The 23,290-nt window shown below is 67.3% G+C and carries 23 protein-coding genes; 14 read left to right on the top strand and 9 right to left on the bottom strand.

Features of this window, described 5'->3' with window-relative positions; genetic code table 11:
- Nucleotides 1-2 precede the first annotated feature (2 nt).
- Nucleotides 3-494, top strand: a complete 492-nt coding sequence (locus AB0883_RS12670; RefSeq protein WP_366641308.1) for a GNAT family N-acetyltransferase — start codon at nt 3-5, stop codon at nt 492-494.
- On the opposite strand, the gene AB0883_RS12665 is transcribed toward AB0883_RS12670, so the two are convergent.
- On the bottom strand, nt 438-944 hold the full coding sequence (locus AB0883_RS12665; RefSeq protein ID WP_121397180.1) for a hypothetical protein: 507 nt from the start codon (nt 942-944) through the stop codon (nt 438-440). The two genes, AB0883_RS12670 and AB0883_RS12665, sit on opposite strands and share 57 nt — an antisense overlap.
- Before the next feature lie 122 nt (nt 945-1,066).
- A complete protein-coding gene (locus AB0883_RS12660; protein WP_366641307.1) occupies nt 1,067-1,684 on the bottom strand; it encodes a TetR/AcrR family transcriptional regulator in 618 nt (205 codons plus the stop codon).
- 119 nt (nt 1,685-1,803) lie between these two features.
- On the opposite strand from AB0883_RS12660, the gene AB0883_RS12655 reads away from it, so the two are divergent.
- Nucleotides 1,804-2,670, top strand: a complete 867-nt coding sequence (locus AB0883_RS12655) for an SDR family oxidoreductase (RefSeq protein ID WP_366641306.1) — start codon at nt 1,804-1,806, stop codon at nt 2,668-2,670.
- Nucleotides 2,671-2,767: 97 nt separating this feature from the next.
- The gene (locus AB0883_RS12650) at nt 2,768-3,442 is read left to right on the top strand and encodes a hypothetical protein (RefSeq protein ID WP_366641305.1); all 675 of its coding nucleotides are present in this window, start codon (nt 2,768-2,770) and stop codon (nt 3,440-3,442) included.
- Nucleotides 3,443-3,560: 118 nt separating this feature from the next.
- Here AB0883_RS12650 and AB0883_RS12645 read toward each other — a convergent pair whose 3' ends face one another.
- Entirely contained in the window at nt 3,561-4,277 is a 717-nt protein-coding gene (locus tag AB0883_RS12645; protein WP_366641304.1) for a TetR/AcrR family transcriptional regulator C-terminal domain-containing protein, read from the bottom strand.
- 105 nt (nt 4,278-4,382) lie between these two features.
- Between AB0883_RS12645 and AB0883_RS12640 the strand changes: the two genes are divergently transcribed.
- On the top strand, nt 4,383-5,366 hold the full coding sequence (locus AB0883_RS12640; RefSeq protein ID WP_366641303.1) for an NAD(P)-dependent alcohol dehydrogenase: 984 nt from the start codon (nt 4,383-4,385) through the stop codon (nt 5,364-5,366).
- 234 nt (nt 5,367-5,600) lie between these two features.
- Complete coding sequence (locus AB0883_RS12635; protein WP_366641302.1) at nt 5,601-6,803, top strand: hypothetical protein; 1,203 nt, start codon at nt 5,601-5,603, stop codon at nt 6,801-6,803.
- Nucleotides 6,804-6,984: 181 nt separating this feature from the next.
- Here the strand turns inward: AB0883_RS12635 and argS are convergent, their stop codons facing one another.
- Together argS and AB0883_RS12625 are read right to left on the bottom strand one after the other, a co-directional pair.
- The gene (argS, locus tag AB0883_RS12630; RefSeq protein WP_366641301.1) at nt 6,985-8,703 is read right to left on the bottom strand and encodes an arginine--tRNA ligase; all 1,719 of its coding nucleotides are present in this window, start codon (nt 8,701-8,703) and stop codon (nt 6,985-6,987) included.
- A 298-nt stretch (nt 8,704-9,001) separates the two neighbouring features.
- Nucleotides 9,002-9,406 (bottom strand): hypothetical protein, encoded by a 405-nt coding sequence (locus tag AB0883_RS12625; RefSeq protein ID WP_366641300.1) that lies wholly within the window; start codon nt 9,404-9,406, stop codon nt 9,002-9,004.
- A gap of 459 nt (nt 9,407-9,865) precedes the next feature.
- On the opposite strand from AB0883_RS12625, the gene AB0883_RS12620 reads away from it, so the two are divergent.
- The 3 genes from AB0883_RS12620 (at nt 9,866) to AB0883_RS12610 (ending at nt 11,561) form a co-directional block, all read left to right on the top strand.
- A complete protein-coding gene (locus AB0883_RS12620; RefSeq protein WP_366641299.1) occupies nt 9,866-10,309 on the top strand; it encodes a hypothetical protein in 444 nt (147 codons plus the stop codon).
- A gap of 214 nt (nt 10,310-10,523) precedes the next feature.
- Nucleotides 10,524-11,072 carry a DUF4262 domain-containing protein gene (locus tag AB0883_RS12615; RefSeq protein WP_366641298.1) on the top strand — a complete coding sequence of 183 codons (549 nt, stop codon included), beginning with the start codon at nt 10,524-10,526 and terminating at the stop codon, nt 11,070-11,072.
- An 87-nt stretch (nt 11,073-11,159) separates the two neighbouring features.
- Complete coding sequence (locus AB0883_RS12610) at nt 11,160-11,561, top strand: hypothetical protein (protein WP_366641297.1); 402 nt, start codon at nt 11,160-11,162, stop codon at nt 11,559-11,561.
- Between the two features lie 567 nt (nt 11,562-12,128).
- Here AB0883_RS12610 and AB0883_RS12605 read toward each other — a convergent pair.
- Both AB0883_RS12605 and AB0883_RS12600 read right to left on the bottom strand, forming a co-directional pair.
- Nucleotides 12,129-12,302, bottom strand: coding sequence for a hypothetical protein (locus AB0883_RS12605; RefSeq protein WP_366641296.1), 174 nt, complete (start codon nt 12,300-12,302; stop codon nt 12,129-12,131).
- Nucleotides 12,299-12,517: a flavin reductase gene (locus AB0883_RS12600; RefSeq protein WP_366641295.1), complete on the bottom strand. Its 219-nt coding sequence runs from the start codon at nt 12,515-12,517 to the stop codon at nt 12,299-12,301. The genes AB0883_RS12605 and AB0883_RS12600 overlap by 4 nt, the downstream gene beginning before the upstream one ends.
- 376 nt (nt 12,518-12,893) lie before the next feature.
- Between AB0883_RS12600 and AB0883_RS12595 the strand changes: the two genes are divergently transcribed.
- The 6 genes from AB0883_RS12595 (at nt 12,894) to AB0883_RS12570 (ending at nt 20,589) form a co-directional block, all read left to right on the top strand.
- Entirely contained in the window at nt 12,894-13,295 is a 402-nt protein-coding gene (locus AB0883_RS12595; protein ID WP_366641294.1) for a winged helix-turn-helix domain-containing protein, read from the top strand.
- 524 nt (nt 13,296-13,819) lie between these two features.
- Nucleotides 13,820-14,782 carry an ATP-binding protein gene (locus AB0883_RS12590; protein WP_366641293.1) on the top strand — a complete coding sequence of 321 codons (963 nt, stop codon included), beginning with the start codon at nt 13,820-13,822 and terminating at the stop codon, nt 14,780-14,782.
- Nucleotides 14,779-15,066 (top strand): STAS-like domain-containing protein, encoded by a 288-nt coding sequence (locus AB0883_RS12585; protein WP_366641292.1) that lies wholly within the window; start codon nt 14,779-14,781, stop codon nt 15,064-15,066. The genes AB0883_RS12590 and AB0883_RS12585 overlap by 4 nt, the downstream gene beginning before the upstream one ends.
- A gap of 2,540 nt (nt 15,067-17,606) precedes the next feature.
- Nucleotides 17,607-19,175, top strand: coding sequence for a replication initiator (locus AB0883_RS12580; protein ID WP_366641291.1), 1,569 nt, complete (start codon nt 17,607-17,609; stop codon nt 19,173-19,175).
- Nucleotides 19,172-19,369: an excisionase family DNA-binding protein gene (locus AB0883_RS12575; protein ID WP_366641290.1), complete on the top strand. Its 198-nt coding sequence runs from the start codon at nt 19,172-19,174 to the stop codon at nt 19,367-19,369. The genes AB0883_RS12580 and AB0883_RS12575 overlap by 4 nt, the downstream gene beginning before the upstream one ends.
- Nucleotides 19,369-20,589: a tyrosine-type recombinase/integrase gene (locus AB0883_RS12570; protein WP_366641289.1), complete on the top strand. Its 1,221-nt coding sequence runs from the start codon at nt 19,369-19,371 to the stop codon at nt 20,587-20,589. Before AB0883_RS12575 ends, AB0883_RS12570 begins: the two co-directional genes overlap by 1 nt.
- A 100-nt stretch (nt 20,590-20,689) precedes the next feature.
- Here AB0883_RS12570 and AB0883_RS12565 read toward each other — a convergent pair whose 3' ends face one another.
- Together AB0883_RS12565 and AB0883_RS12560 are read right to left on the bottom strand one after the other, a co-directional pair.
- Nucleotides 20,690-21,403 (bottom strand): hypothetical protein, encoded by a 714-nt coding sequence (locus AB0883_RS12565; RefSeq protein WP_366641288.1) that lies wholly within the window; start codon nt 21,401-21,403, stop codon nt 20,690-20,692.
- 86 nt (nt 21,404-21,489) lie between these two features.
- Complete coding sequence (locus tag AB0883_RS12560) at nt 21,490-22,998, bottom strand: hypothetical protein (protein ID WP_366641287.1); 1,509 nt, start codon at nt 22,996-22,998, stop codon at nt 21,490-21,492.
- Nucleotides 22,999-23,290: the final 292 nt, after the last annotated feature.

Genomic DNA, 23,290 nt, shown 5'->3' with positions numbered 1-23,290 from the left:
CGGTGTCTGATCTCCAGCGGCTCGCCGCCCACCACGCCGCCGAGCTGCTGCGCTTCGAGCGGGAGAACCGGGAGTGGTTCGCGCGGTCGGTGCCGGACCGGGGCGACGCGTACTTCGCCGACTTCGCCGCGCGGCACGCGGGGCTGCTCGCCGAGCAGGAGACCGGCACCTGCCACTTCCACGTCCTGGTCGAGGCGGACGGGACGGTGCTGGGGCGGTTCAACCTGGTCGACGTCGCCGACGGCGAGGCCGAGCTGGGCTACCGGGTGGCCGAGCGGGCCGCCGGGCGCGGGGTGGCGACCGACGGCGTCCGCCGCGTCGCCGCGTTGGCCCGCCGGGCGTACGGGCTGCGCCGGCTGACCGCCGGGACCACGCCGGACAACGCGGGCTCGCTCGCGGTGCTCCGGCGCACCGGGTTCACGCCGGTGGGCGAGGTGTCACTCGACGGGCGCCCCGGGCTGCGGTTCGCCCGAGAGTTGACGGCCGACGACTGACGCGCCGGACATCCGCTGCCGGACGGTCTCCAGCGCCTCGAAGGCGTACGCCCAGTTGTGGCACTTGAAGCTGCGCAGCCCCTCGATCGCGGTGCGGCAGTCGGTGCAGCGCACCCCGGCGATCGCGTCCGGGACCTCGGTGTTGACGTACCTGCGGTCGCCGAGGATGACCGTCGCGATCATCATCCGGTCGTGTACGCCGGAGAGGGCGGAGGAGACGATGTCGTACCAGTTCACCCGTCGGCCGCACTTGGGGCAGTCCGGCTCGTCGCCGCTGACCCAGAGCGGGGCGCCGATGCTGCGCAGCGGCATGCCGAGCAGCTTCTCGATCCGCCGTACGTCGGACTCCGGGGTCGTCCACCGGTGCCTGCCGGGCAGCGAGGCGGGCGAGTCGTAGACGGCCCGGAACAGGACCGGGTCGACCTCCACGGTCTCGCGCTGACTGGTCATCGGCGTGCCTCCTCCACGGTCGGCGCCCGCACCGTCGACGCGGGTGGGGCGGCTACGACCGGATCAACGACGACCGGGGGTCAGGTGTTGTCCGCCCGGTGACGCGGGATCGGCCGCCGGGCCTACGGTTCGTGCCGCCGCAGGCCGCGCAGCGCCGTGTCCACCACCTGGTCGGCGTACTCGTGGGTCAGCGGGCCGGTGCGCTGGAGCCAGCGGTTGAGCACCGGCCCGAAGAGCAGGTCGACGGCCACGTCGAGATCGACGTCCCCGGCGAGCTGCCCCGCGCGCCGGGCGGCGCGCAGGCGCTCCTTCTTCAGCTCCCGCATGGGCCCGTCCAGCCGCTCCGCGTAGTCGGCGGCCAGGGCGGGGTCGTGGACGATCTCGGTGTGCAGGGCGCGCATGGGCAGGTCGTAGCGCGGATCGTTCAGCTCGTCGACAATGGCCCGCAGGACCAGCTTCAGGTCGGCGGCCAGGTCGCCGGTGTCGGGGAGGGCCCCGCCCTGACCGTCCTGCCCGCCGTCGGTCGTGAGTGCGAGGAAGGCGTCGAAAAGCAGGGCGCCCTTCGAGGGCCACCAGCGGTAGATCGTCTGCTTGCCGACGCCGGCGGCGGCGGCGATGCCCTCGATGCTGAGCTTCGCGTAGCCCACTTGGCCGACGAGGTCGAAGGCGGCGGCGAGGATGGCGCGGCGTGCCGTCTCGCTGCGACGGCTGGAGTCGGGGGCGACCTTCTGCGTGGGCATGGGCCCAATCTAGCAACAAGATGAGACGAGACGGTCCGTCTTGACAGTGGGGCTCGATCGGGTAGGGTCACTCGCGTCAACAAGACGAGACGGTCCGTCTCGTTAGAGAGGGGGTCCCCATGGAAGCCTCAGCCACCGCCGTACCGCGGGTCTGGTTCATCACCGGCGCCAGCCGTGGCCTCGGTCGCGCCTTCGCCGAGGCCGCGCTCGCCGCCGGCGACCGGGTCGTCGGCGCGGCCCGGGACGTCTCGACGCTCGACGACCTCGCGGCCCGGCATCCCGACCGCCTGCTGGCGTTGCGCCTCGACGTCACGGACCGCGCGGCGGTCTTCGACGTCGTCGCCCGCGCGGTGCGGCACTTCGGCCGGCTCGACGTCGTCGTGAACAACGCCGGGGCGCTCTTCATGGGCATGGTCGAGGAGTTCACCGAGGCCGAGGCCCGGGCCCAACTGGACCTCAACTTCTTCGGCGCGCTCTGGGTCAGCCAGGCCGTCCTGCCGCAGTTGCGCGCCCAGGGCGGCGGGCACGTCGTGCAGATCTCCAGCATCGGTGCCCTCGGCGGCTTTCCCAGCACAGGGCTCTACAGCGCGAGCAAGTTCGCGCTGGAGGGCATGAGCGAGGCGCTGGCCGCCGAGGCCGCAGCATTCGGCGTCAAGGTCACCATCGTCCAGCCCGGCGGCTACTGGACGGACCTCTACACCAGCAGCACGGCGGCCACCCCGCAGCCCGCCTACGGCCCGCTGCGGGAGGAGTTGGCGCGGCAGTGGGCGGAGGGGTCGATCGACAGCGAACCCCGGCTGGCCGCCGAGGCGCTGATGAAGCTCGTCGCCAGCGACGACCCGCCGCTGCGGCTGCTGCTGGGCAGCATGGTCTACGACCTCGCCTTCGACGTCTCGAAGCGACGCATGGAAGTCTGGGCCGGCTGGGAAGAGGTGAGCCGCGCCGCCGAGAAGGCGGTCCCGGCCCCGGGCACCGAGCCGACCTGACCGGCGGGGCGCGCCCGCGGCGCCGCCTCCGTCCGCTGGCCGCCGGCCGTGGCGGAGGCGCACTACGCTCCGGGCCACCCGAGGAGAAAGAAGATCAATGCGTAGGACCCTGCTGCCCGTCGCGGCACTCGCCCTGGTGGCGGCGCTGAGCGGATGCGTCACGATCACCACGCCGCCGGACGCCCCGGAGCCGGCGGCCTCCGCACGGCCGACGGCCAGCACCGCCGGCGCGGACGACGGGACAGCGGAGCCGGACCCGGCGCCGTCGGCCAGACCCGACACATCGGGAGCGCCCGCCACGCTCCGGGCCCTCACCTGCGAGCAGCTCAAGACCGCCGCGCTCGGCAACGGAACCGAGCGGTACAACGGCTACGCGGAACCGATCCCGCTGGTCGACGGCATGTGGTCCGGGGAGGACGGCACCGTCGTGCACATGCAACAGCCGTGTGCCGTCGGCGACCTGACCGGCGACGAGGCGGCCGACGCGCTGGTCCCGGTGCTGATGGACGGCGGCGGGACCGGCAAGTTCTGGCAGGTCGTGATGTACGGCAACATCGACGGTCGGCCCGTCTACGTCACCATGGTCGACATCGGCGACCGTACGCCGGTCGAATCGGTCTCGATCAGGTCGCGACGGGCGACGGTGGTCTACCTGACCCGCCCCGAGGACGCGTCCTCGGCGGAGGTCGCCGTGCGACGTACGGCCGTCTACGAACTCAGCGGCAGCCGGCTCGTCGAGGTCAGCCGCACGGACACGCCGTACACCCCCTGAGCGGTCAGCCCCGCGTGGTGGGTGCCGGACCGGTCGGATCGGCGACACTCGTCGCCGGCCCGGCCGGCCGCGCCACAGGTACTGCCCGGTTGCTGCTGTTCGTACGGCGGGTCGGGTCTCAGCGGGGTCGGCGCGACGACGTCCAGTCCTGCTGTCGCAGCCGTTCGATGCCGTCCAGCAGCAGGTCCAGCGCGAACTCGAACTCGAACTGGTCGTCGCAGCCCTGCCCCACGACCGACGCGTCGTCGTGGGACGCGGCCGTGGAGATCTCCGCGAGGTGCGGGAACCGGGCCGCGACCTCTGGCGGGAAGGACTGCGGTGGGTCTGAGCTGGCCGTGCCGGAGCGGCCGGCGCGCCGGGAGGCGTCGAACAGCTCCTGGCTGAAGCCCAGGATCCGGCTGCCCATCGCGTGCATCACGTGGTGGGCGAGGTCGGCGGAGAACCCGCCGGCCCGGAACGTCCCGACCATCGAGTCGAGGTATGCGAGGACGGCCGGCGTCGCCATGTTCCGCGACTCGATCGCGAGCGGCGCCCAGGGGTGGCGCCGCAGCACCTGCCGCGCCGAGAGGATGCGGCTGCGGACCGCGTGCTTCCAGTCCGCATCAGGCACCGGCGGGTCGATCTCGCCGACGACGACGTCGATCATGCCGTCGAGCAGTTCGTCCTTGTTGGCCACGTGCTTGTAGAGCGCCATCGGCACGACGCCCAGATCCTGGGCGAGGTTGCGCATGCTGAGGGACTCGATCCCGGCCTCGTCGGCGAGCGCGACGGCGGCGTGCAGGATCCGGTCCCTGCTCAGCGGCGTCCGGCGCAGCGTCTCAGCCTGCTCAGCCATCTCGGTCCTCGTCTTCGGCGGCGGTTGAAACCATAACCGCCTTGACGGGTGTACGCCGTACACCTACATTCGGTGTACGGCGTACACCCAGCGGGAGGTTGAGAGATGAAGGCGATAGTCCAGGACCGGTACGGCCCGCCGGAGACGCTCACGCTCGCGGACGTCGACGCGCCGGTGCCCGCCGTCGACGAGGTGCTCGTGCGGGTCGAGGCCGCCGCGCTCAACGCGTACGACTGGCACGCCATGCGTGGCGATCCGCGGATGGCGCGGTTGGCGATGGGCCGGACGCGGCCCCGCGCGCGCATCCGTGGCCGCGACTTCGCCGGCCGGGTCGAGGCCGTCGGCAGCCAGGTTCGACAAATCCGCCCGGGTGACGCCGTCTTCGGCGACCTCGGCGACGCCAACGGCGCGTTCGCCGAGTACGTGTGCGTGCCCGCGAGCCTGGTCGCGCCGAAGCCGGCGAACCTGACCCCGCAGCAGGCGGCCGCCCTGCCGCTGGCCGGTGTCACCGCGCTCATGGGGCTGCGCGACGTCGGGCGGGTCGAGCCCGGCCATCGCGTCCTCATCAACGGCGCCTCCGGCGGCGTCGGCACCCTGGCCGTCCAACTGGCCAAGGCGCTCGGCGCGACCGTGACCGGAGTGTGCAGAACCCACAACGTCGACCTGGTCCGCTCCCTCGGCGCCGACCACGTCGTCGACTACACCCGCGACGACTTCACCCGCGGCGACCGCCGCCACGACGTCGTGTTCGACCTGGTCGGCAACCGCTCACTCACCGCGCTCCGGCGGGCGCTGACCCCCACCGGGACGCTGGTGCTCTCCGGCGGCGGCGTGTACGGCGGCGGCAGCCTCGTCGGGCCGGTCTGGCTTCTCGCGCGCGGACGGCTGCTGGCGCCCCTCGTCCGCCAGCGCATCGTCACCCTCACCGCGGCGCCCGGCCGGCAGCACCTCGACACGCTCCGCGCCCACGCCGAGGCCGGCCGCCTCACCCCGGTCATCGACCGGACCTATCCGCTGCACGAGGTGCCCCGGGCCATCCGGTACCTGGAAGGTGAACACGCGCGGGCGAAGGTGGTCATCACCCTGTGACCTGCGGTGCCGTTGCCGGCGTCGATCTTCCGGGCGCGGCAGACCCCCTCTTCCTGTGGCAGAGAGGTAACGGATAGCGATCTCGCGGCGCTCAGCAGACGGACAACAGGAACGAACCTGTCGTCCCGCCGGGCTGTCGGCCCGGAGTCATCCCTCCGACGGAAGGACCCAATGTCTGCAATTCCTGGACGCCGCCTCGTCCGGCTCAGTGTGCTCGCGGGGAGTTCACTGGCAATGACCTTGGTGGGTCTGCTCGCCACGGCCCCCGCCAGCGCGGCACCTGCCCGGGCCGACCTGGTCGTCACCGCTAGCGTCGACCCGACCGAGGTCCCTGACACCGGCGGCTGGTCGACCCTGACGGTCGGCCTCCACAACGCGGGCACCAACGCCAGCGAGAACGTCACCCTGGTCGTGTCCCTCGCCGCCGGCAGCTGGTTCGGCGACGGGGTCTCGGTCCCACCCAGCTGGCAGTGCGCCCTCGTGACTCCCGCAGCCACCTGCACCCACGCACCGCTTGCGGCTGGTGCGACGGCGGAACCACTGCGCATCCCGTTCGGCGTGGGCGCCGGCACGGTTGGCGACCAGGTCGTGGTGAGCGCGACAGCCACCGGCGGTCGCGAGTCGTCCACCGCCAACAACACCGGTCAGGCCAGCCTGCGCTACATCCCCGGCACCGTGGACGTCAGGTTCACGAGCGAGCCGCGCGACCATGAGTTGATCGAGGGTGAGGTGTTCGGCCTGCATTCGGTCGTGTCGAACGACGGCACCTCTCCCTCCGGCGACCTGACCGTCACCGTGCCGCTGCCCGCCGGCACGGTCCGGCACGGCGAGAGCCACGAGGGCTGGGCCTGTGGCTACGGCGACGACCTCGCCGGAGGCCAGCCGGGCTGGCGCTGCACCCACGCGCCGCTGCGCCCGGGAGAGAACAGCTACCTGCTCGGCATCACGGCCACCATCTCGGGCGCAGACCCCGGCGACGTCCTCGACCTGACCGCCACCCTGTCGACCACCTCGACCGAGACGACCCTGGACAACAACACCCTGCGCACCCGGGCCACCGTCCTGCAGCCGGCGACCGTCCGGGGCATCGTCTGGGTCGACAGCGACCGGGACAACGTCCGCGACGCCGGCGAGCCCGGTGCACCCCCCGGCTACCAGGGCATCTACCAGATCGTGGTGGGTGGCCAGGGATTCGCCGCGGTGGCCACCGTGAACCCGGACGGCACGTACACCGCCCAGGTGCGGCCGGGCACCTACCGCAGCGAGTTCTACGTACGCGACCCGTACAGCTTCATCACCTCGCCCGATTCCGACCTGGTCTACTACCTGAACGAGACCGGCGGCCACAACAGGTACGGCTACAGCGGCTCGGTCACTCTCGCCGGCGGCGAAGAGGCGGTCATCGACGCCGGCGTGGTGTCCAAGTACCTGTCGTAGTCGACTGACGGTGGCAGCGAGGGCCCGGTGCCGGCGGCGGTCACGCCGTCGCCCCGGGCCCTCCGGCCGAGCACTGGTCGCCGGAAACGAACCAGAGCGAACTCTCGTCCACCACCGGTCGCCGCGGCGGTACCGGCAGGCGACGACCTCGCCCGGCAGGTGCGGGCGGTCGACACGCTGATCACATGCGTTCGGGAGTCCTGATGCCGAGCAGGTACAGCCCCTGTCGGAGCACCCGGGCGGTGAGGTCGCAGAGCGCCAGGCGGCTCTCCCGGACCGGCTCGTCGGCGCGAAGCACGGGGCAGCGCTCGTAGAACGCGCTGAACGCGACGGCCAGCCGGTACAGGTATCCGGTCAGGTGGTGGAACTCCAGGCTGTCCGCCACCTCGCCGACCACCGTCCCGAAGCCGACCAGTTCGAAGGCGAGCGCCCGTTCGGCCGGATCGGCCAGCGAGATCGCCGCGTCCGGCCGGGCCGCCACCCCGGCCCGCCGGAAGATCGACCGGATCCGCGAGTACGCGTACTGGAGATAGGGCGCGGTGTTGCCGTCCAGCGACAGCATCCGCTCCCAGTCGAGCACGTAGTCCTTGTGCCGGTCGCTGGACAGGTCCGCGTACTTGATCGCGCCGATGCCGACCGCCCGGCCCACCTCGTCCGCCTCCGCCTCGCCCAGGCTCGGGTTCCGCTCCCGGGCCAGCGCGGTGGCTCGGACGATCGCCTCCTCCAGCAGTCCGACCAGTTTCACCGAGCCGCCGGCCCTGCTGCGCAGCATCCGCCCGTCCGGCCCGAGGATCGAGCCGAACCCGACGTGCTCGGCCCGGGCCGGCGGGGCCAGCCAGCCGGCCTGCGCGGCGGCGGCGTAGACCATGTCGAAGTGCCGCCGCTGCGGTAGCCCGACCACGTAGAGCAGCCGGGTGGCGCCCAGCGTGCCCGTCCGGTACCGGATCGCCGCCAGGTCGGTCGCCGGGTAGCCGTACCCGCCGTCGGACTTGCGGACGATCAGCGGCAGCGGCTCGCCGTCACGGCCCACCGAGCCGGGCGGGAAAACGCAGGCCGCGCCCTCGCTCTCCCGCAGCAGCCCCAGGCGGTCCAGCTCCTCGACCACCGGGCCGAGCAGGTCGTTGTAGCTGCTCTCACCGTGGAAGTCCCGCTCGGTGAGGGTCACGTCGAGCAGGTCGTAGACGGTCATGAAGTACCGCTCGGACTGCCCCACCAGCAACCGCCACAGCCGAAGCGTCCCCGGATCGTCGCTCTGCAGGGCCACCACCCGCCGCCGGGACCGTTCCCGGAACGCCTCATCCGCGTCGAACGTGGCCCGGGCCGCCTTGTAGAACGAGTCCAGGTCACCCATGGACAGCTCGCGCGCCGCCTCGGCCCCGCCCAGGTCGATTAGGTGCTCGATCAGCATGCCGAACGGCGTGCCCCAGTCACCCAGGTGGTTGGCCCGCAGCACCCGGTGCCCCAGCCACTCCAGCAGCCGGGCTGCCGCGTCGCCGATCACCGTCGACCGCAGGTGCCCGACGTGCATCTCCTTCGCCACGTTCGGCGCCGAGTAGTCGACCACCACCGTCTCCGGCTCGGTGACCAGCGGCACCCCGAGCCGCGGGTCGGTGGCCAGCGCGGAGACCAGTCCGCCGAGGGCCCGATCGGCGATGGTCAGGTTGAGGAAGCCCGGCCCGGAGACCTCCGCCGCGCTGCACAGGTCGGCCAGTTCCACGCGGTCCAGCACCTCGGCGGCGATGGCGCGCGGCGGCCGGCCGAGCCGCCGGGCCAGCGCCAGCGCCGCGTCGGACTGGAAGTCCGCGCGCTGGGAGCGCCGCACGACCGGGTCCACCGGCCCGCCGGCCACCGTCGCGAACGCCGGCGCCAGCCGGTCGGTCAGCAGTTTCTCCAGGTCCATGGGGTACGCCGATCTCGCTCGGATCCGCCGCGCGGATCACCGGATGGGGATGCGGGCGGACCGAGGACGATCGACGATGACCGGCGGCTCGATCCGCCGGTCGCAGGAGAAGAAGACTCAGCGCAGGCGGTCGCGGAACCGCCGGCGTCGCCGCGCGCCGATCTGGACGTCGGGGGACGTCATCGGGTACGCGGGCGAGCTGGTCATGGCAGCAGCCTAACCGGCCGGCGCAGGGGTTGCGCAACGCCGTTCCCTGAGCGGGCACACCTGGACGCAGTACGCCCAGGTCACGACTGTGTCAGTCGAACTTCGGGCGCAGCGCTTCGCGCATCTCCCTGTAGTTCGCCGGCCTCACCGCCCAGCGTTCCTCGTCCGTGTCCTCGAACGTCACCTGGTACCTGCCGGTCGTCCGGTCGAACTGCACGAGGATCTTCACGGGCAGCAGATCACCGGGCTTGTAGTGGCTCCCCAAGTACGCATGGACCGCCGATTCGATGCTCGACCAGCCGCAGGACACGGCCGTGATGACGCCGTCGGGCGAGTACGCGTACCCGTGCGCGCTGCGATAGCCCTCGCCGAACTCCAGGATCATCGCCAGCGACTCCCAGCCCTCCACGGGCCCGCGCATCTCCCTGGCCAACGACGGTCCGTTCATGGCCTCGATCACCGACCGGATGAGATCGACGGTGACGTCCTTCGACATGGTTCTCCTCGGCTTCAGGTTCAGACGGTGAGCAAGACCCTGCCACGAGTTCAGGCGGTTCTGACGCTCCGGTCGGCCAGGTGCGTCAACGCCTCGCCCGCGTCGCGGAGCCGTCCTGCCAGTGGATCGGCTTTGCAAGGTTCCGAGCACCGCCGGCCCGTCGAGCCGCGCAACTTGACGGCTCTGGGACCGGCGCTGCGGCGCGGCCGGGGCATGGCGGATCATTGTCCGGGATCCGTTACCGGTCGCCGTAGTGGTACCGGCAGGCAATGATCTCGACGTTCATGCGCTTGACCAACTTGCGGTTTCTCTCGACCGAGCCCGTCCGTGACCGCAGACGGCGACCCCATCGGGACGGGGCGATGCGACGGTGGTCGGGATTGGCGCGTGACGTACAGTCGCGGTGAGGGCGAAGCGCCAGGCCGAGATTCCGGCACCGGTGTGAGGGGAGGGGGCAGGATGTTCGGGTGGAAAAAGACGCTAAACGATCTGATGGCGCAGCTCAGGCCCGACCTGAGTCGGGAATCGCTCGGCGTCGGGCCCGACTTCCCGGGCGTCGCCCCGAACCCGCTCCTGAGCAGTGATGCACGGAAGCGCAATGCGGAACTGCGTACGGGGGCGCTTGCGCTCGGCGTTCTCGTCGACTGGCGGGAGGTCAGCAGCGACGGCAGTCCACGCGTGGTCCTGATGTTCGACGTGGAGACCGCCGACGGCATCTCGTTCCGCGGTATCGCAGACGAAGACCTCACGATCACCGAGCTCTCCCGACTCGCCCCAGGACAGACGTTGCCCGTGCGCTACCGGCCGGCCGTCATGGACCACTACGTCGCCCTTGCCCGGGACGCAGACCCCGCCCATGTGCAGCAGCTCTCTGACGAGATCGCGAGCCGCAAGCGGACCTGACCCGAAGCCATTGGCCGGATCCCCAGGGCGTGTCTGGCAAAGGTTGAGCGTTCTGGCTGGAGCTCCGCTCCCGTGTCGGTCTGATGGGCCCCGAGAGTCGGAGCCGACGCTTCACCGTGATGTCCGGTCTCGGGATCTGCGTGACAGATCGGCATCAGGACCTGCGTGACGTCCTAAAGGGTGACGGCGGGACACGTGGCCCTACGATCACGGCGTGATTCAAGCCGAGCCGCCTTGCAGCTGCATCCTCTGCCACGACTACGGCGACCCAGCCGATCTGCACCCGTTGGAGTTGTCCACGATCGGGCACATCCAGCAGCACGGCTGGAGCGTCAAGATGATCCCCGAGGACAACAAGGGACCTGGTTGGGCTTACACAGTCGGACTCTGGCACACCCTCCGCATGCCAGAACTCGCCACGTTCGGCTTGGACGTCGAAGTGTCGAAGGCGTGCCTCAACAACCTGGGCACCAACGCGGCTAACGGTGCCGCCCTGGAAGCCGAGCAGGTGCGCGACGACGTCATCAAGCGGTACCCTGCCCACCTCAAGTCGATCGACTACCGCTGGTACAAGGCGTTCTTTGGCCGGGCCATCGCCTTCTACCGCAAGCCACCGCTGCCCTTCCTGCAAGTCATCTGGCCCGATCGTCAGGGCCGGTTTCACTGGGACCACGAGAGCGACGAGCAGCTCCGCCACCATCAGCCTCAGCTCTGGAAGCGGCCCGAGGATCATCCAGTGGGCGTCTGGACTGAGGATCTTTAGGTCGTTTAGCCAGACCTGTCACTCACGTCCCGAGACTGATCTGTCACGCAGGTCCTGAGACCCGACATGCGCTTCACCGTAAGGTGCGTGAACTGCAGCACCAAGGCCGATGTGCCGGGAAGTCTCTGGATTGTCTCCGACTCCCTTGTGTCCGTCCGCATTAGAGGTGAGATTATGGAGATCCAGCAGAGTTCGCGGTGGCGCGCGGCCACCCTCGGGCTTCGGATCGGCCTCACGAGTATGCCGATCATGCTTGTTTTGATGCTTCTGGGGCGCTTTGCGAATGCCAAAGAGATTGTCGTCCCAATCATCCTCACGATCCTTCCTGTAGCCATAGTCTCGATTCTTGTAGGGTGGGTGGGCGCCGTGCTTCTGATTCGTGACACGAGTCGCTACACGGGCGCAGCTAGTGGATATGTCAATCCCAGTCGAGCCTGGGAACTCATGCAGGCGGCAATTTCTGACGTCTGCAATTTCCGGAAGTGGTAGGCGGCTGTCAGCACAGTAGTCACGCTGACGTGTGGCGGGCGTTGCGTTATGAGCGATTGACCAATCGCTTGAAGGCATTAGCCGCTTCACTGACTGACACAGCCTCGGTGTCGATTCGCATGTCTGCCACCGGGAGGCGAAGTGTCTGCTCGACAGCCACGAAGCGTTGGTCTTCGTCCCCGATGCCCCGCGACTGGATGCGCTTTGCGAGTACGGCCGGCCGGGCGTACAGCTCGACTATGGTCCAGTTCGCTTCGAAGACCTACGTCCACTGGATGCCGAAGAAGGACCGGCCGCGCGGCCTGGTCGGCGGCCTCCTGCGGGACGCAGACAGCACCCGGCGGGAACCTCGCGCGGACCAAGATCGGAGTTGAGTTGCGCCCGATGATCTCTGCTCGGCGTTCTCGCAGCTCAGGGGCGGTTTGTAGTGGGCCGCCAGGGACTCGAACCCTGAACCCGGCGAGCCGGCCTTCTGCGGTGTGGTCCGAGGTCATCCGGGCTGCTGGCGCGCTTCTCGACCGGGTTCGGCTGGCACGGTTGCTGTACTTCGCTGCTGTACTGCTGGCGTCAGATGAGGCGCTGGATGCGGACCTTGGGTTGCTCGTTCCTCAGGTGTCCTTCCTTGTGTTGGCGGACCTGCTCGTCCCAGACCTCTTGGTCGAAGTCGGGGTCGGGTGGGATCCACTTGTGGGAGCCGTCGCTGTAGTGGAACTTCTCGTCGCCGGCCCGCAGGATGCTCATCGGATCCAGCCGAGGAATCGACGGTGCAGGCGGTCGGCGGAAACGTGGGCCAGGTCCTGGGCGGCGTCAACGAGCTGGGCGGCCAGGTAGAGGGCCAGCGACACCGGGGCGCTGTCGTACTCCGCTCGCAGTTCGCGCCGTCGGGGCTGGCAGGGCCAGTCGGCACCGCAGCCGCCGCACGTCCAAGCCGGTGTGACCGGGAGGTGCGTCGTCATTGCGGCGTCTTTCGCGCTGGCCGCCACTCCGATGCCGGGGCGCCTTGCCGGTCGTGGTCTGACGGCCAGTGCCCTCTGTTGATCGGGATTCGATGCCTGGTATGGCAGGGCAGCTCGCCTCCACATCGGCAGACCTTCCGCCATCGCCGCCATGACCAGACCGGCCGGTGCCGCCTGGCCAGAGTGAGCGCGACGGCTACCAAGTACTCCTCGTATGAGACGCGAGGCACCAGGTCTCTCCTCGGGTGTCGGTCAACATCGCGGACAGCACGTCGGGGCGGGCCCTCGGTGCAATGCCGCAGCTCACGTCACCGTAATGACGTAGGACTGTAGATACAATAAGATGTAGGGCTGTTGGACGCATAGCGTCAAGTTCGTGATCGACCCCAGTGCGGATCGTGCCGTGTTCCGGCAGCTCGCGGACCTCCTGCGAGACCGGATCACGTCTGGCGACCTGGCGCCCGGGGCTTCACTGCCGAGCGAGCTGCGGTTGGCTCAGGAGTACGGGCTGAGCCGAACAAGCGTCCGACAAGCGGTAGCACTGCTCCGGTCGGAAGGGCTCGTGATCGTGGAACCGCCGCGCGGCACGTTCGTCCGCGCCGTCGAACCGACCGAGACGGTGACCCTTCTCAAGGGCGACACCGTCACCGCTCGGATGCCCACACCCGTCGAGCGACGCGAGCTGGAGATGGGCGAGGGCATCCCGGTCATCGTGATCTTTCGCGCTGACGGCTCACGCGAGTTGTACGCCGCTGACCGCATCCGCGTAGGCCGCTGACCTCTCCGTGGCCGTTCAGCGAACCTCACCGGGGGAGCATGGTCGTGCGGTCCGCGGCTGGCCCCGTTAGTCGCCGGCTTGGCAGCCGCCAGGACACACGGTTTAGGAATTCTCGAAGCTACGGTTTCGGCGCCCCTGCCACCTGCCGTTGCTGCTGGGCAGGCATCTTAGCCACCGTGAGACCTTGACCGTCGTTGTCCGTCTGCGACCGCAGCATCGGGCACGCAACGGGCACGGGTCAGCCTCCGCCGTGACACCTCGCTTACAAGCTCTTTGCATGGCGTCCACACGTGCGGTAACGGCTGAGCGCTCGGAGCTTCGTCCGTGCCGGTGCTCGTCAGCGTGCTGCCGTCCAGCGCGGTTGCTGTCAGCGTTGCTGTCGACAGCCACTCTGCCGGTGTACTGGCAGCATCGTCCAGCCCTAAGACATCAACACGACTTGCAGCGCGGCGGCCATGGAGCTACTTCGCTACCCTGACCTACGACGTGCGGTCGAGGGCGGGCATGATCGAGGAGGAGTTGACTTGCGGATCTCCCTGCCAGGGCGAGCTTATCTAGCCGACTTGGAGCGATTTCTTCGGCTTCTGGAAGATGACGACAAAGAGGAGTTCACGCTTGTCCTACGTGAGGGCCTCTTCTCGCTACATCCGGTGGTATTGGCCATGATTGCGGCAACTGGCGCGGCAGCCGACTCTGCCGGCCAGTCAACTCAGGTCAAAAATCTGACCGTCAACTCCAGCACACGCTACCTCCGTCGAATGAACGTTTTCTCCCACATCAATACCGAGGTGGACATTTCGGTTAGAGAGCATGAGGCGGCAGGCCGCTTCATCCCGGTAAGAAACATCCTAACCAATGAGGAGTTGAACGACTTCATCAAGGATTTCGTGCCGCTTCTCCATATGGAGCCACGCGATGCGGATGCCGTAAAGTACGTTCTCTTCGAATTGATCCGAAATGTTCTCGAACACTCAGGCAGCAGCACGGGCGCTTTTGTAGCGGCTCAGGTTTCACAGATGAATCGAAGACTTCTCCTTGGCGTAGCAGACGCGGGAATCGGGATTAACAGAAGCATCAGCCGGAGCCATCGCGCCAACTCAGACCGGGAAGCTATATCACTCGCCTTACGGCCTGGCATAACTGGCGCGTCGCCGCGCTTCGGAGGCAATGAGACGAACGGAGGGGCCGGCCTATTCTTCCTGAAGTCCATGGCTACGCTGTCCCGGCACCACATGGTCGTCGTATCTGGCGATTGCATGATGAAGCTGCTAACTCAGAGGAATCCACAAATCAACGCGGACATTGCTAACGACCGGGTTACGTGGTTTGGCATTCCGAATGCGAGCTACCGGGGTACCGCCGTCGGCATCGACCTTCAAATAGACAGCCCCGTCGGCTTCGTCGAATTGCTCCGACAAATTGGCCAAGTCTACCATATCGACGTAAAGAAGCAAAAGGCGGCCCGATTCAAGCCGAGGTTCTCGTGAAGAAGATTACAATCTCTAGGTACGCTGGATCCTTTGGTGGGGACAAGGATGCGGCGGCTAGGATCCGGGACAGGGTTCTTAAGCGAGCCTTGGCAGACGGCGGCAGCGTTGCGCTCGACTTTGCTGGCGTCGAGCTGGCAACACAGTCATTTATTCATGCCTTGCTGTCGAATGTTATTCGCTCAGACGCCACCATCCTTGAACGGATTTCCTTCCGAAACTGCAATGCCAGCATTCAAGAGATTATTGAGATCGTAGCTGAGTACTCGCAGGAAGAGCTTTGAGCAATCCGCGCCATCCCAATGCTCCTACGGATGTCAACTCCCTCTGCCGCTATCTCGCCGATAGAGCTTGACTCCTTCGTCCCGAAAGAACGATCACTGCGGGGTGACCTGCCCGCGCAGCCGGGCTGGCCTGCCGGTACGGTCCGCTATCGTCCATGGGCGTCCATCCTTGCTCGCATCCGTCGTCACCCAGTTGGTCACTCAATCGCGAGCGTCAGACGTTGAAGCGGAACGCAGTCCGCTACGTCGTAACCAGCGGGAATGACGATCGATGCCTGCCCATAAGGCGTCTCAAGCGGCCACCGGTAGCCGCTGCTTGACGACGTTCACAGTGTCTTGTGCCCCTTGTGTGCCCCACGCCGACAGGAGGGCGAGCAGCAGTCGGTCACACCCTCCCGTGCTGCTCAAGCGGTCTGCCACAACCCGACACATCTCTGGTGAGCCTACGGCTCGCGACCAGACGTCCTGATGTGCCAGAGTGCGAGCGTGCGGGACGCTGGCCAGTTGAGATTTTGGATTCGAGGCAACCATGAGCGGCAGTCGGTCCTCAAGAAATCGCAAAAGTCGGGGCAAAGGATCCGGTCTTGCGACTGCGGCTGCCTCTCATGGAGAAATGCGGGGCAACGGTGGCAATGCCGACTCAAGGGATCCCGCAGATCGGGCAGGAGCAATTTTGGGTACCGTTGCGGCCGTCATCCCCGTAGTTTTTGCCGTTGAACGCTTATTCGTATTATCGCGCGGAGATCTGACTGTTTTTTTCGAGGCCATGAATGCGGTCACATTTCTGCCACTCGTGATTTCTGGCACCCTTCTCATGATTGGGAGCGGCATTCCCCTGTTCTTGTTGGCGATATATCCTGTCCTCAAGGGTTCTGATGTTGAGGAGGCCAAGCAGGCGTCACGGGGTCTAATTTTCTGGGCAATTTTCTCCGGATTTCTCGGTATAGGCGTGCTTACAAGCTATGCCCTTCACTTGGTGGCAGCGATGCTGGCATCATCCCTCTTGTTAATTTTTGCCCCTCCTCATCCTTCTCGACTACTGCGCATCCTTGGAGCTGTGTGGCTATTGCTTCCGATAGTCGCTTTCGCGCTGGTACCGTTACCTCCGCCTGATCTCGTCGCAACGGTTCGCGATCCTACTCCACAATGGCGGTATGTCTTGAGGGTGGATGAAACGCATACCACCCTTCTGCATCCAAAAGGCGGAATGGACCGCGTGGCCAACAACGAAATCCGAGTACGCACTTTTTGCCCGGAACGGTTCCATTATGACTTTTCCTCACGAACCTTAAATCGGCCTATGATATCGAGGTTGCTTCGCGCCAGCCATGGATATGCTGACCCCTTGTGTAGAGATGCACCCCCATCCCCTATCAGATAACAGCTCACTCTCTCCTTGTTGATTCTCCCCCGCCAATCCGTGCGCCATCGATCCACTCTCATGGGGAGCGGGTCGCCTCCCGGCCCGCCAGTAAAGCGGGTTTGACGCACGTACGGACGCTGCCGGAACAGATTGAGTTGGCTTTCGTGTCGCGGACCGCGCCCTCGGCGGATACCGCCACAGTGGCGCAGTTGACCTAACCTTGCCCGGCACGGACCCGGCTCCCGGGTTCGGAGCTGGCCACCGGCGGCCACCCCTCCCCTCCCAGGTAAGCGGTTGACCTGACCCTGAGCGGCTGCGGAGCCGGCTCCTGGGCGACCGGCATGCCACTGCGCGGACACCGCCCCCATGCTTGGGGCTTGCCGCGCGGACCCGGCACGCGCCCTCCCTGCGCCGCGCTGCTCGGGCGCGGCGCAGGGGCCGGCTGCCGGCGACGGACCTCCACCACTCTCAACTACCCCGTCTGCGGCGGCCCCTCCGGGCTTTCGGCTCCTCGCGCCAGCCGCCGGGCGTGTTGCGTGGCCGGAGTCGGAGCGCCAGCGAAGCGACGGACGCGCGCCCAGGCGGCGGCGCGTGCGGCCCGTTCAGGGCCGCCTTGATAGACGTACAGAAAGTCCTCCCACACCGGCCGGCAGCCGGTCGGTCCGCCCTTGCTCCGGGGTCACGGCGGGTTGACGTGTCGGCACCCGGTGCTACTCTGGCGCTCGTCGAGCACGACAGCGCGGCCTACCTGCCGGATCGCTGGATTCGACGTCGGAGATGCCGAGCGGCCTTCCTGCCGCTGATGCGGGCCACGTCCCGCAGGCTCTCGATCGCACCGGCCGCTGTGGCCGGTTCCCCGAATCCGCTGAGCGGCCCAGCACGGCCTTTCCTGCCGTCCACGATGGCCCGGATTCGCGCACCTCCACGGGTGGGGCAGCCTGCGGCGACCCACCGGATGCCGACCATCCAGGCTCCCGCCCGTGCCAGCCCTCATCACCGAGTCCACGGGCGCAAAGGACATGACCTATCGGCGGGAACTGGCGTTACCAGCCAGCCGCCCTCCGGCGTGAGCCGCCCTTCCGGCGGTGCCAGGAGACACGACGAACACCACCAGCGGACAAACGTCCACGGCTGGTGGTGCTTCGTTCTCCGTCCCTGCCACCCCGTGAGGAGAGCCGTGTCCACACCCCTCGACCTGTACCGTCCCGGCATCGCCAGCGGCCGTGACGCCCAAGCCCTGCACCGTGCCGCCATGCCTGAGTTCTCCGGCTGGCTGGAGCACACCCGCACCGCCGGCGGCTGCGCCCGCCCGGTCCGCCTTACCGGCACGATCGCCGCTGTCGAGCGAGACACCGGCCGGGTCCTGGGCGAGCAGCACACCGACGAGCTGCCCGACGGCGCGCTCTACACGGCGTGCGGCAACCGCCGCGAATCGCACTGCCCCGACTGCGCCTGGGTCTACGCCGGTGACGCCTACCAGGTCGTGCGCTGCGGCCTGACTGGCGGCAAGGGCGTCCCCGCCTCGGTCGATCGGCATCCGGTCGTCTTCGCCACCTTCACTGCGCCGTCCTTCGGTGCGGTCCACCACCGGCACGTCCCTCGCCACAACTGCACCACTCGCCAGCGCTGCGACTGCCGTCCGGCTCCCTGCCGTGCCCGAAGCAGCGCCGGCACCTGCCCGCACGGGCAGCCGGCGGCGTGCTTCGCCCGTCACGACGCCGACGACTCGCGGCTCGGACAGCCGCTGTGCCTGGACTGCTACGACCACGGCCACCAGGTCGTCTGGAACTACTTCTCAGGCGAGCTATGGCGGCGCACCAAGCAGGCCATCGAACGACACCTCGCTGCGCTGTGCCGCCGACGTGGCATCCCATTCGTCCAGGTCGTCACCGACTCCGGCAAGATGCGCCGGCTGCCGCCGGTGCGGGTGTCGCACGGCAAGGTCGCCGAGATGCAGCGCCGAGCCGCCGTCCACTTCCACGTCCTGCTGCGCCTCGACGGCGTCGACTCCGACGACCTGGACACGCTCGTGCCGCCGCCGGTGGGGACCACCGTCGACGATCTGGAGGCAGCCGTCCACGCCGCCGCACGCCAGATCACCGTCACCACGCCCCCGCACCCCGACCAGCAACGCGGCTGGGTGGTCGCCTGGGGCGAGCAGGTCGATGTCCGGCGTATCAACAGTGCCGGCGGCGAGCTGACCGACGGCAAGGTGGCCGCCTACCTCGCCAAGTACGCCACCAAGGCAACCGAAGCCACCGGCCACCAATCGACCCGGCTCACCCCTGCCACGATCGACGACTACGCCGATCCGGAAGGCGACCACCTCGCCCGCCTCATCGACGCCTGCTGGCACCTCGGACGGCCCACCGGCATCGACACCGCCAGCGGCGCCGTAATGGCCGACGACCGTCAAGACAGCCTTGACACCAGACCGAACGCCTACGCCGGGCTGCGCCGCTGGGCGCACATGCTCGGCTTCGGCGGTCACTTCCTCACCAAGGCCCGCCGCTATTCCGTCACCTTCGGCCTGCTCCGGGACATCCGCGCGACCTACCGCCGCGCCGAGGACGACGACCCCACCGACAGCGTGGCGGTTGGCGCTCTTACCTACGCCGGCTCCGGGTGGCTCACCGAAGGCGATGCGCTCCTGGCCAACACTGCCGCCGCCAAGCGCCGGCAGGCCAGACGTATCGGCCGGGAAGAACTCGCCCACGAAGCCTGGCTCATCGGAGCCGCCGCATGAGCAGAAACCTCACCCCGCGCTGGTACTCGCCAGCTGAGGTCGCCGTCCTGCTCGGTTTCGGCATCTCCAAGGTCAAGATGAAGATCGCCACTGGCGAGCTGCGCTCAATCAAGGACGGCAAGTACCGCCGCATCCTTTCCGAATGGGTCGACGACTACATCCGTGACCAGGTCGAGCGGCAGGAGGCGGCCTGATGCCGGGACGCAGTCGAGCCAACGGCGAAGGCTCGATCTTCCCGTACCGGAACGGCTTCGCCGCGTACGTCTGGGTCGAGAAGCCCGACGGCAAGCGGGGTCGGAAGTGGGTCTACGGACAGACCCGCGAGGCCGTCCACGATAAGTGGATCAAGCTGCACGGGCAGGCCAAAGCCGGCCCGGTGGCGACGCGCTCTCCGACGGTGGGGGAGTACGCCGGCTACTGGCTGCGGGAGATCGTCAAGCCGAACCTCGCTCCGGGCAGCTACGTCACCTACGAGGTGGTGGTCCGGCTCTACCTCGTGCCAGGGCTGGGCCGGAAGCGGCTCGACAAGCTTCGAGTGAGCGACGTCCAGACGTGGATCAACGAGGTCGGGCGGACCTGCCAGTGCTGTGCCCAGGGCAAGGACGAGCGGCGCAAGCCCGCCCAGCGTCGCTGCTGTGCCCTCGGCCGCTGCTGCCGGGATCTGCCCTCGGCAACGAGCGTCACCCACCTGCGGACCGTGCTCCGGACGCTGCTGTCCCACGCGATCACCGAAGGGCTGATCACCCGTAACGTCGCGTCCCTGGTGAAGCTGCCACCGGTACGCAAGCGCAAGCGGAAAGCGTGGACGAGCGACGAGGCCCGCCGCTTCCTGGAGTCGGCCCGCGCCGACGACGATCTGCTCTACGCCGCGTACGTCCTGGTCCTGGTGCTCGGTCTGCGCAAGGGTGAGATGTTGGGGCTCACCTGGGCTGACGTCGACCTCGACGCGGGGGAGTTGACCATCGACCGGCAGCTCCAGCGAGTTGGTGCCGAACTGCTGCACCGGGAGACAAAGACGGCCGCCTCGGACGCCACTCTGCCGCTGCCGGACATCTGCACCGTGGCGCTCGACCGCCGCCGCACCGCCCAGACCGCCGCCCGGGTCGCCGCCGGCCCCGCCTGGCAGCCGTCCGGCCTGATCTTCACCACCCGCTACGGCCGGCCGGTCGAGCCGCGCAACTTCAACCGCTTCTGGGATCGGCGCTGCGACGCCGCCGACGTCCGGCGGATCACCGTCAGGGACGCCCGGCGGACCTGCGCCTCGCTCCTGGCCGACCTGGACGTGCACCCTCGGGTGGCGATGCAGATCCTCCGGCACGCGCAGTTCGCCATCACCATGGAGATCTACACGGTGGTGTCATCGGCGGCCACCCGCGACGCGCTCAAGCGACTCGGCAAGGCGCTGGATCGCTAGTAACGGTAGGTCTGCCCGTCGTCTGCTAGCCCGGTTCAGATCAGACCAGGTCCATAGCCGGTAGCTCGAACAGGTACGCCAACCTCAGGAGGACGAGGCCCTAGAGAACCTGTCTCGTCTGAGTCTCCCTCTCAGAGGTGCCTACACTCACCGACCCCTGCCGGACAATCGGGACGCTTTCAGGGCCTAGAGTATTCAACATCCTGAGTCTTTGTCGTAGTTGGTCCTCGCCAAATGGTTCAAGCACGAAGTCGAGGGTTTTGAGTGCCGCTTGTGGGCCCTCTGCTCCACTAGTCAACCAGCTGACAAGGTCAGTTATGACCTGCTGGCGCTCATCGATCACGAGACTCTCGGCGTGCTGCTGCTCCGCCTCCTTGATCATTTGCCTAATGAGCTCACCGGGAGCCGCGGTAGACAGCTCCGGGAACCGGAGCAGTAGCCATGCAAGAGTTGTGCGAAGATCGCCGAAAACCTCGTCGCGGAGCGCGGCCGCGCGAACCTTCTCGACCTCGGTCCGCAGCTGGTGATCGCGGTGCTTGTAGAGACGGTCTTCTTGGAGTTTTCTACTGCTGGGGTCGACGGTCACTCTGACCATGCTCGTGGCCTCGACGCTGCCGAGGTGGTCATGGCACAGACAGAGTGTTCCCACGGCGAGTTGGATCTCGTCTGCGGCCGCGGAATACTGGTCGACTGAGTAATGAGAAGCTATTGCCGCAGCCCTAAGGCGGAGTTCGCGCCGTAGGAATGGCTCGACACTCCTACGCGTAACGTCGTCTCCAGCTCGCCATGCGGTGGTGAATTTCGCTGTGAGCACGGCGCCAGGCAGGTTAGAGCCCAGGCGTGCGATGAACCGATGGGTCCGCCAACGCCCAGCCCTCCGCCGCCATAGCCGGATGAATGTCACCGAACGTCCGTGTTCGCCGGGATGGGGGTCGGTGCGGTGCCCATGACGAGCGACACGATGAGGTTCTTGCGGGTTTCGGAGGTGCTGCCTTGGGTTACAAATTCCTTGAAACTGTCACTGGTCAGATTGTTTCGAATGATTGGAGCTAGGATAGTAATTGCGACTGCAGGGTTCAGCCTCCCGGTGTCGGCGCTGGCAAACCAGTTCTCCACGACGTTCATCGCAGCAGGCCGGGTCGTCTCGACGGCGATCAAAGCCGACCAGGCTTGGCGCAAGGCTTCTGCGCGTGTGGGGTCTGCGGCGATAGCGTGGATCAGGTCCGTTGTGGGCGGATCCAGTGCCGGGTCGATTAGGGCAAGTAGGCCGAGAGCGCCGGCTTGGTGGTCTTGGCGATCGAACCAGTCGAATACCACCGCCACCACCTCATCTCCCAGCTCGTCGTCGACGGCGAGCTGTCTAAGTGCCTGAGCAGCAGCGGGCCGGGCAGCCGTAACCTCATGGCTGAGTAGCAGACGCAGTCGAGATAAGGCGGCTTTGACGCTGTGGTGAGCGAGTTGGCCTGCGCAAACTTCTGCCACTCCCGTAAGGACCTCAACGCTGCTCTTTCGGCTTGCCCACTCGTAGAGGCGCCTGCGGACGACGGACCCGACTTCCTTGCTAACTGCCAAGCGTTCGAGGATGGTAATAGCCAGAGTTCGGTGCCGGGACTTCTGGGCCAGCCACTTCTGCACGATGTCGAGAGTTTCCAAGGACCCTAGATCAGCTGCCATTCGGACGAGCACGTCCGCAACGCGATCAAGGTGGTCATTTGCAACCGCACCAGCTGAAGTGATCTGCTCCAGCCAGCTGCGAATTGGGGTACGCAATTGCGGACGTTGTTGCCAGACGCGTTCGAGTACCGCCTTATCCAGCCCAGGATACTTTCGCGTGACGGTGATCGTGTCGCCGACAAGTTCAGCATCGATCACATCGATGAGGTCCTGCAGTTCTGGGCCGATGAGGATGTCCCGTGCGGAGGGGTGTGCCTTAAGCTTCCTCAGAAGTTCATCGCAGGCATCAAGCACCACTTCGGATGGAGCGCCATCCAAGACCGCGACAGCGATCAGCAGCGCTCTGGCGCGAGCAGCCCCCGACTGCTGGGCCTGAACGGCGCCGGCGTCAAGGTTCTTCGCGTCTCTATATTCCGCGAACTGTCGATCTAGATAGCGTTTCCAGTGACGAAACGCTTCCCGAATCTGATCTACGGCCGACTCTTCGAACGGAGTGTGACGTTTGACGATTTCCGCCAGCTCGGCCACCCGCCGCGGCCCTGATGTGCTGGCTTCAAGCTCCTCGACGAGCATCCGCAGGCCATCGCTGTCATCAAGCCATGAGAGGTGGTCATCCAATTCGTGCAGGTGGACGCCAAGTACCGAACGCACGGCTGGTGCGTGCAGTTCGACCGTAATGCTCGCCGTCTCGCCTGCACATTCCTGCCATAGCTTTTCCGTCACCAAGACGATCATTCGAGCGTCTAGGGCCGCTAGCTCACGCCCGTAAGCAGGAAGACTCCGGCCGAACTGCTCGGGAATCGCGGTCGCTTCATTTGTGAGGTCTAGCAGATATCGGCCCTCGAACTCCTTGGGCAACACGTCAGTGCGCGGTGTCGGCGTCCAGTCAGTCAGGCACTCACGAACGCCGTGTGCGCCCCTGTCCGCCAAGAGATTCAAGGCGCTGCTGCGCCTGCCCGTGCCGGGTCGGCCAGATAGCACGAGTACGCCGCACTCCGGACGGGAAAGAAGTCTTTCCGCTTCATCA

The organism is Micromonospora sp. NPDC047812, from assembly GCF_040704175.1.
Taxonomy (GTDB): Bacteria; Actinomycetota; Actinomycetes; order Mycobacteriales; family Micromonosporaceae; genus Micromonospora.
Note: the sequence above shows the minus strand (reverse complement) of the source record. Positions and strands in the feature narration are given on the sequence as shown.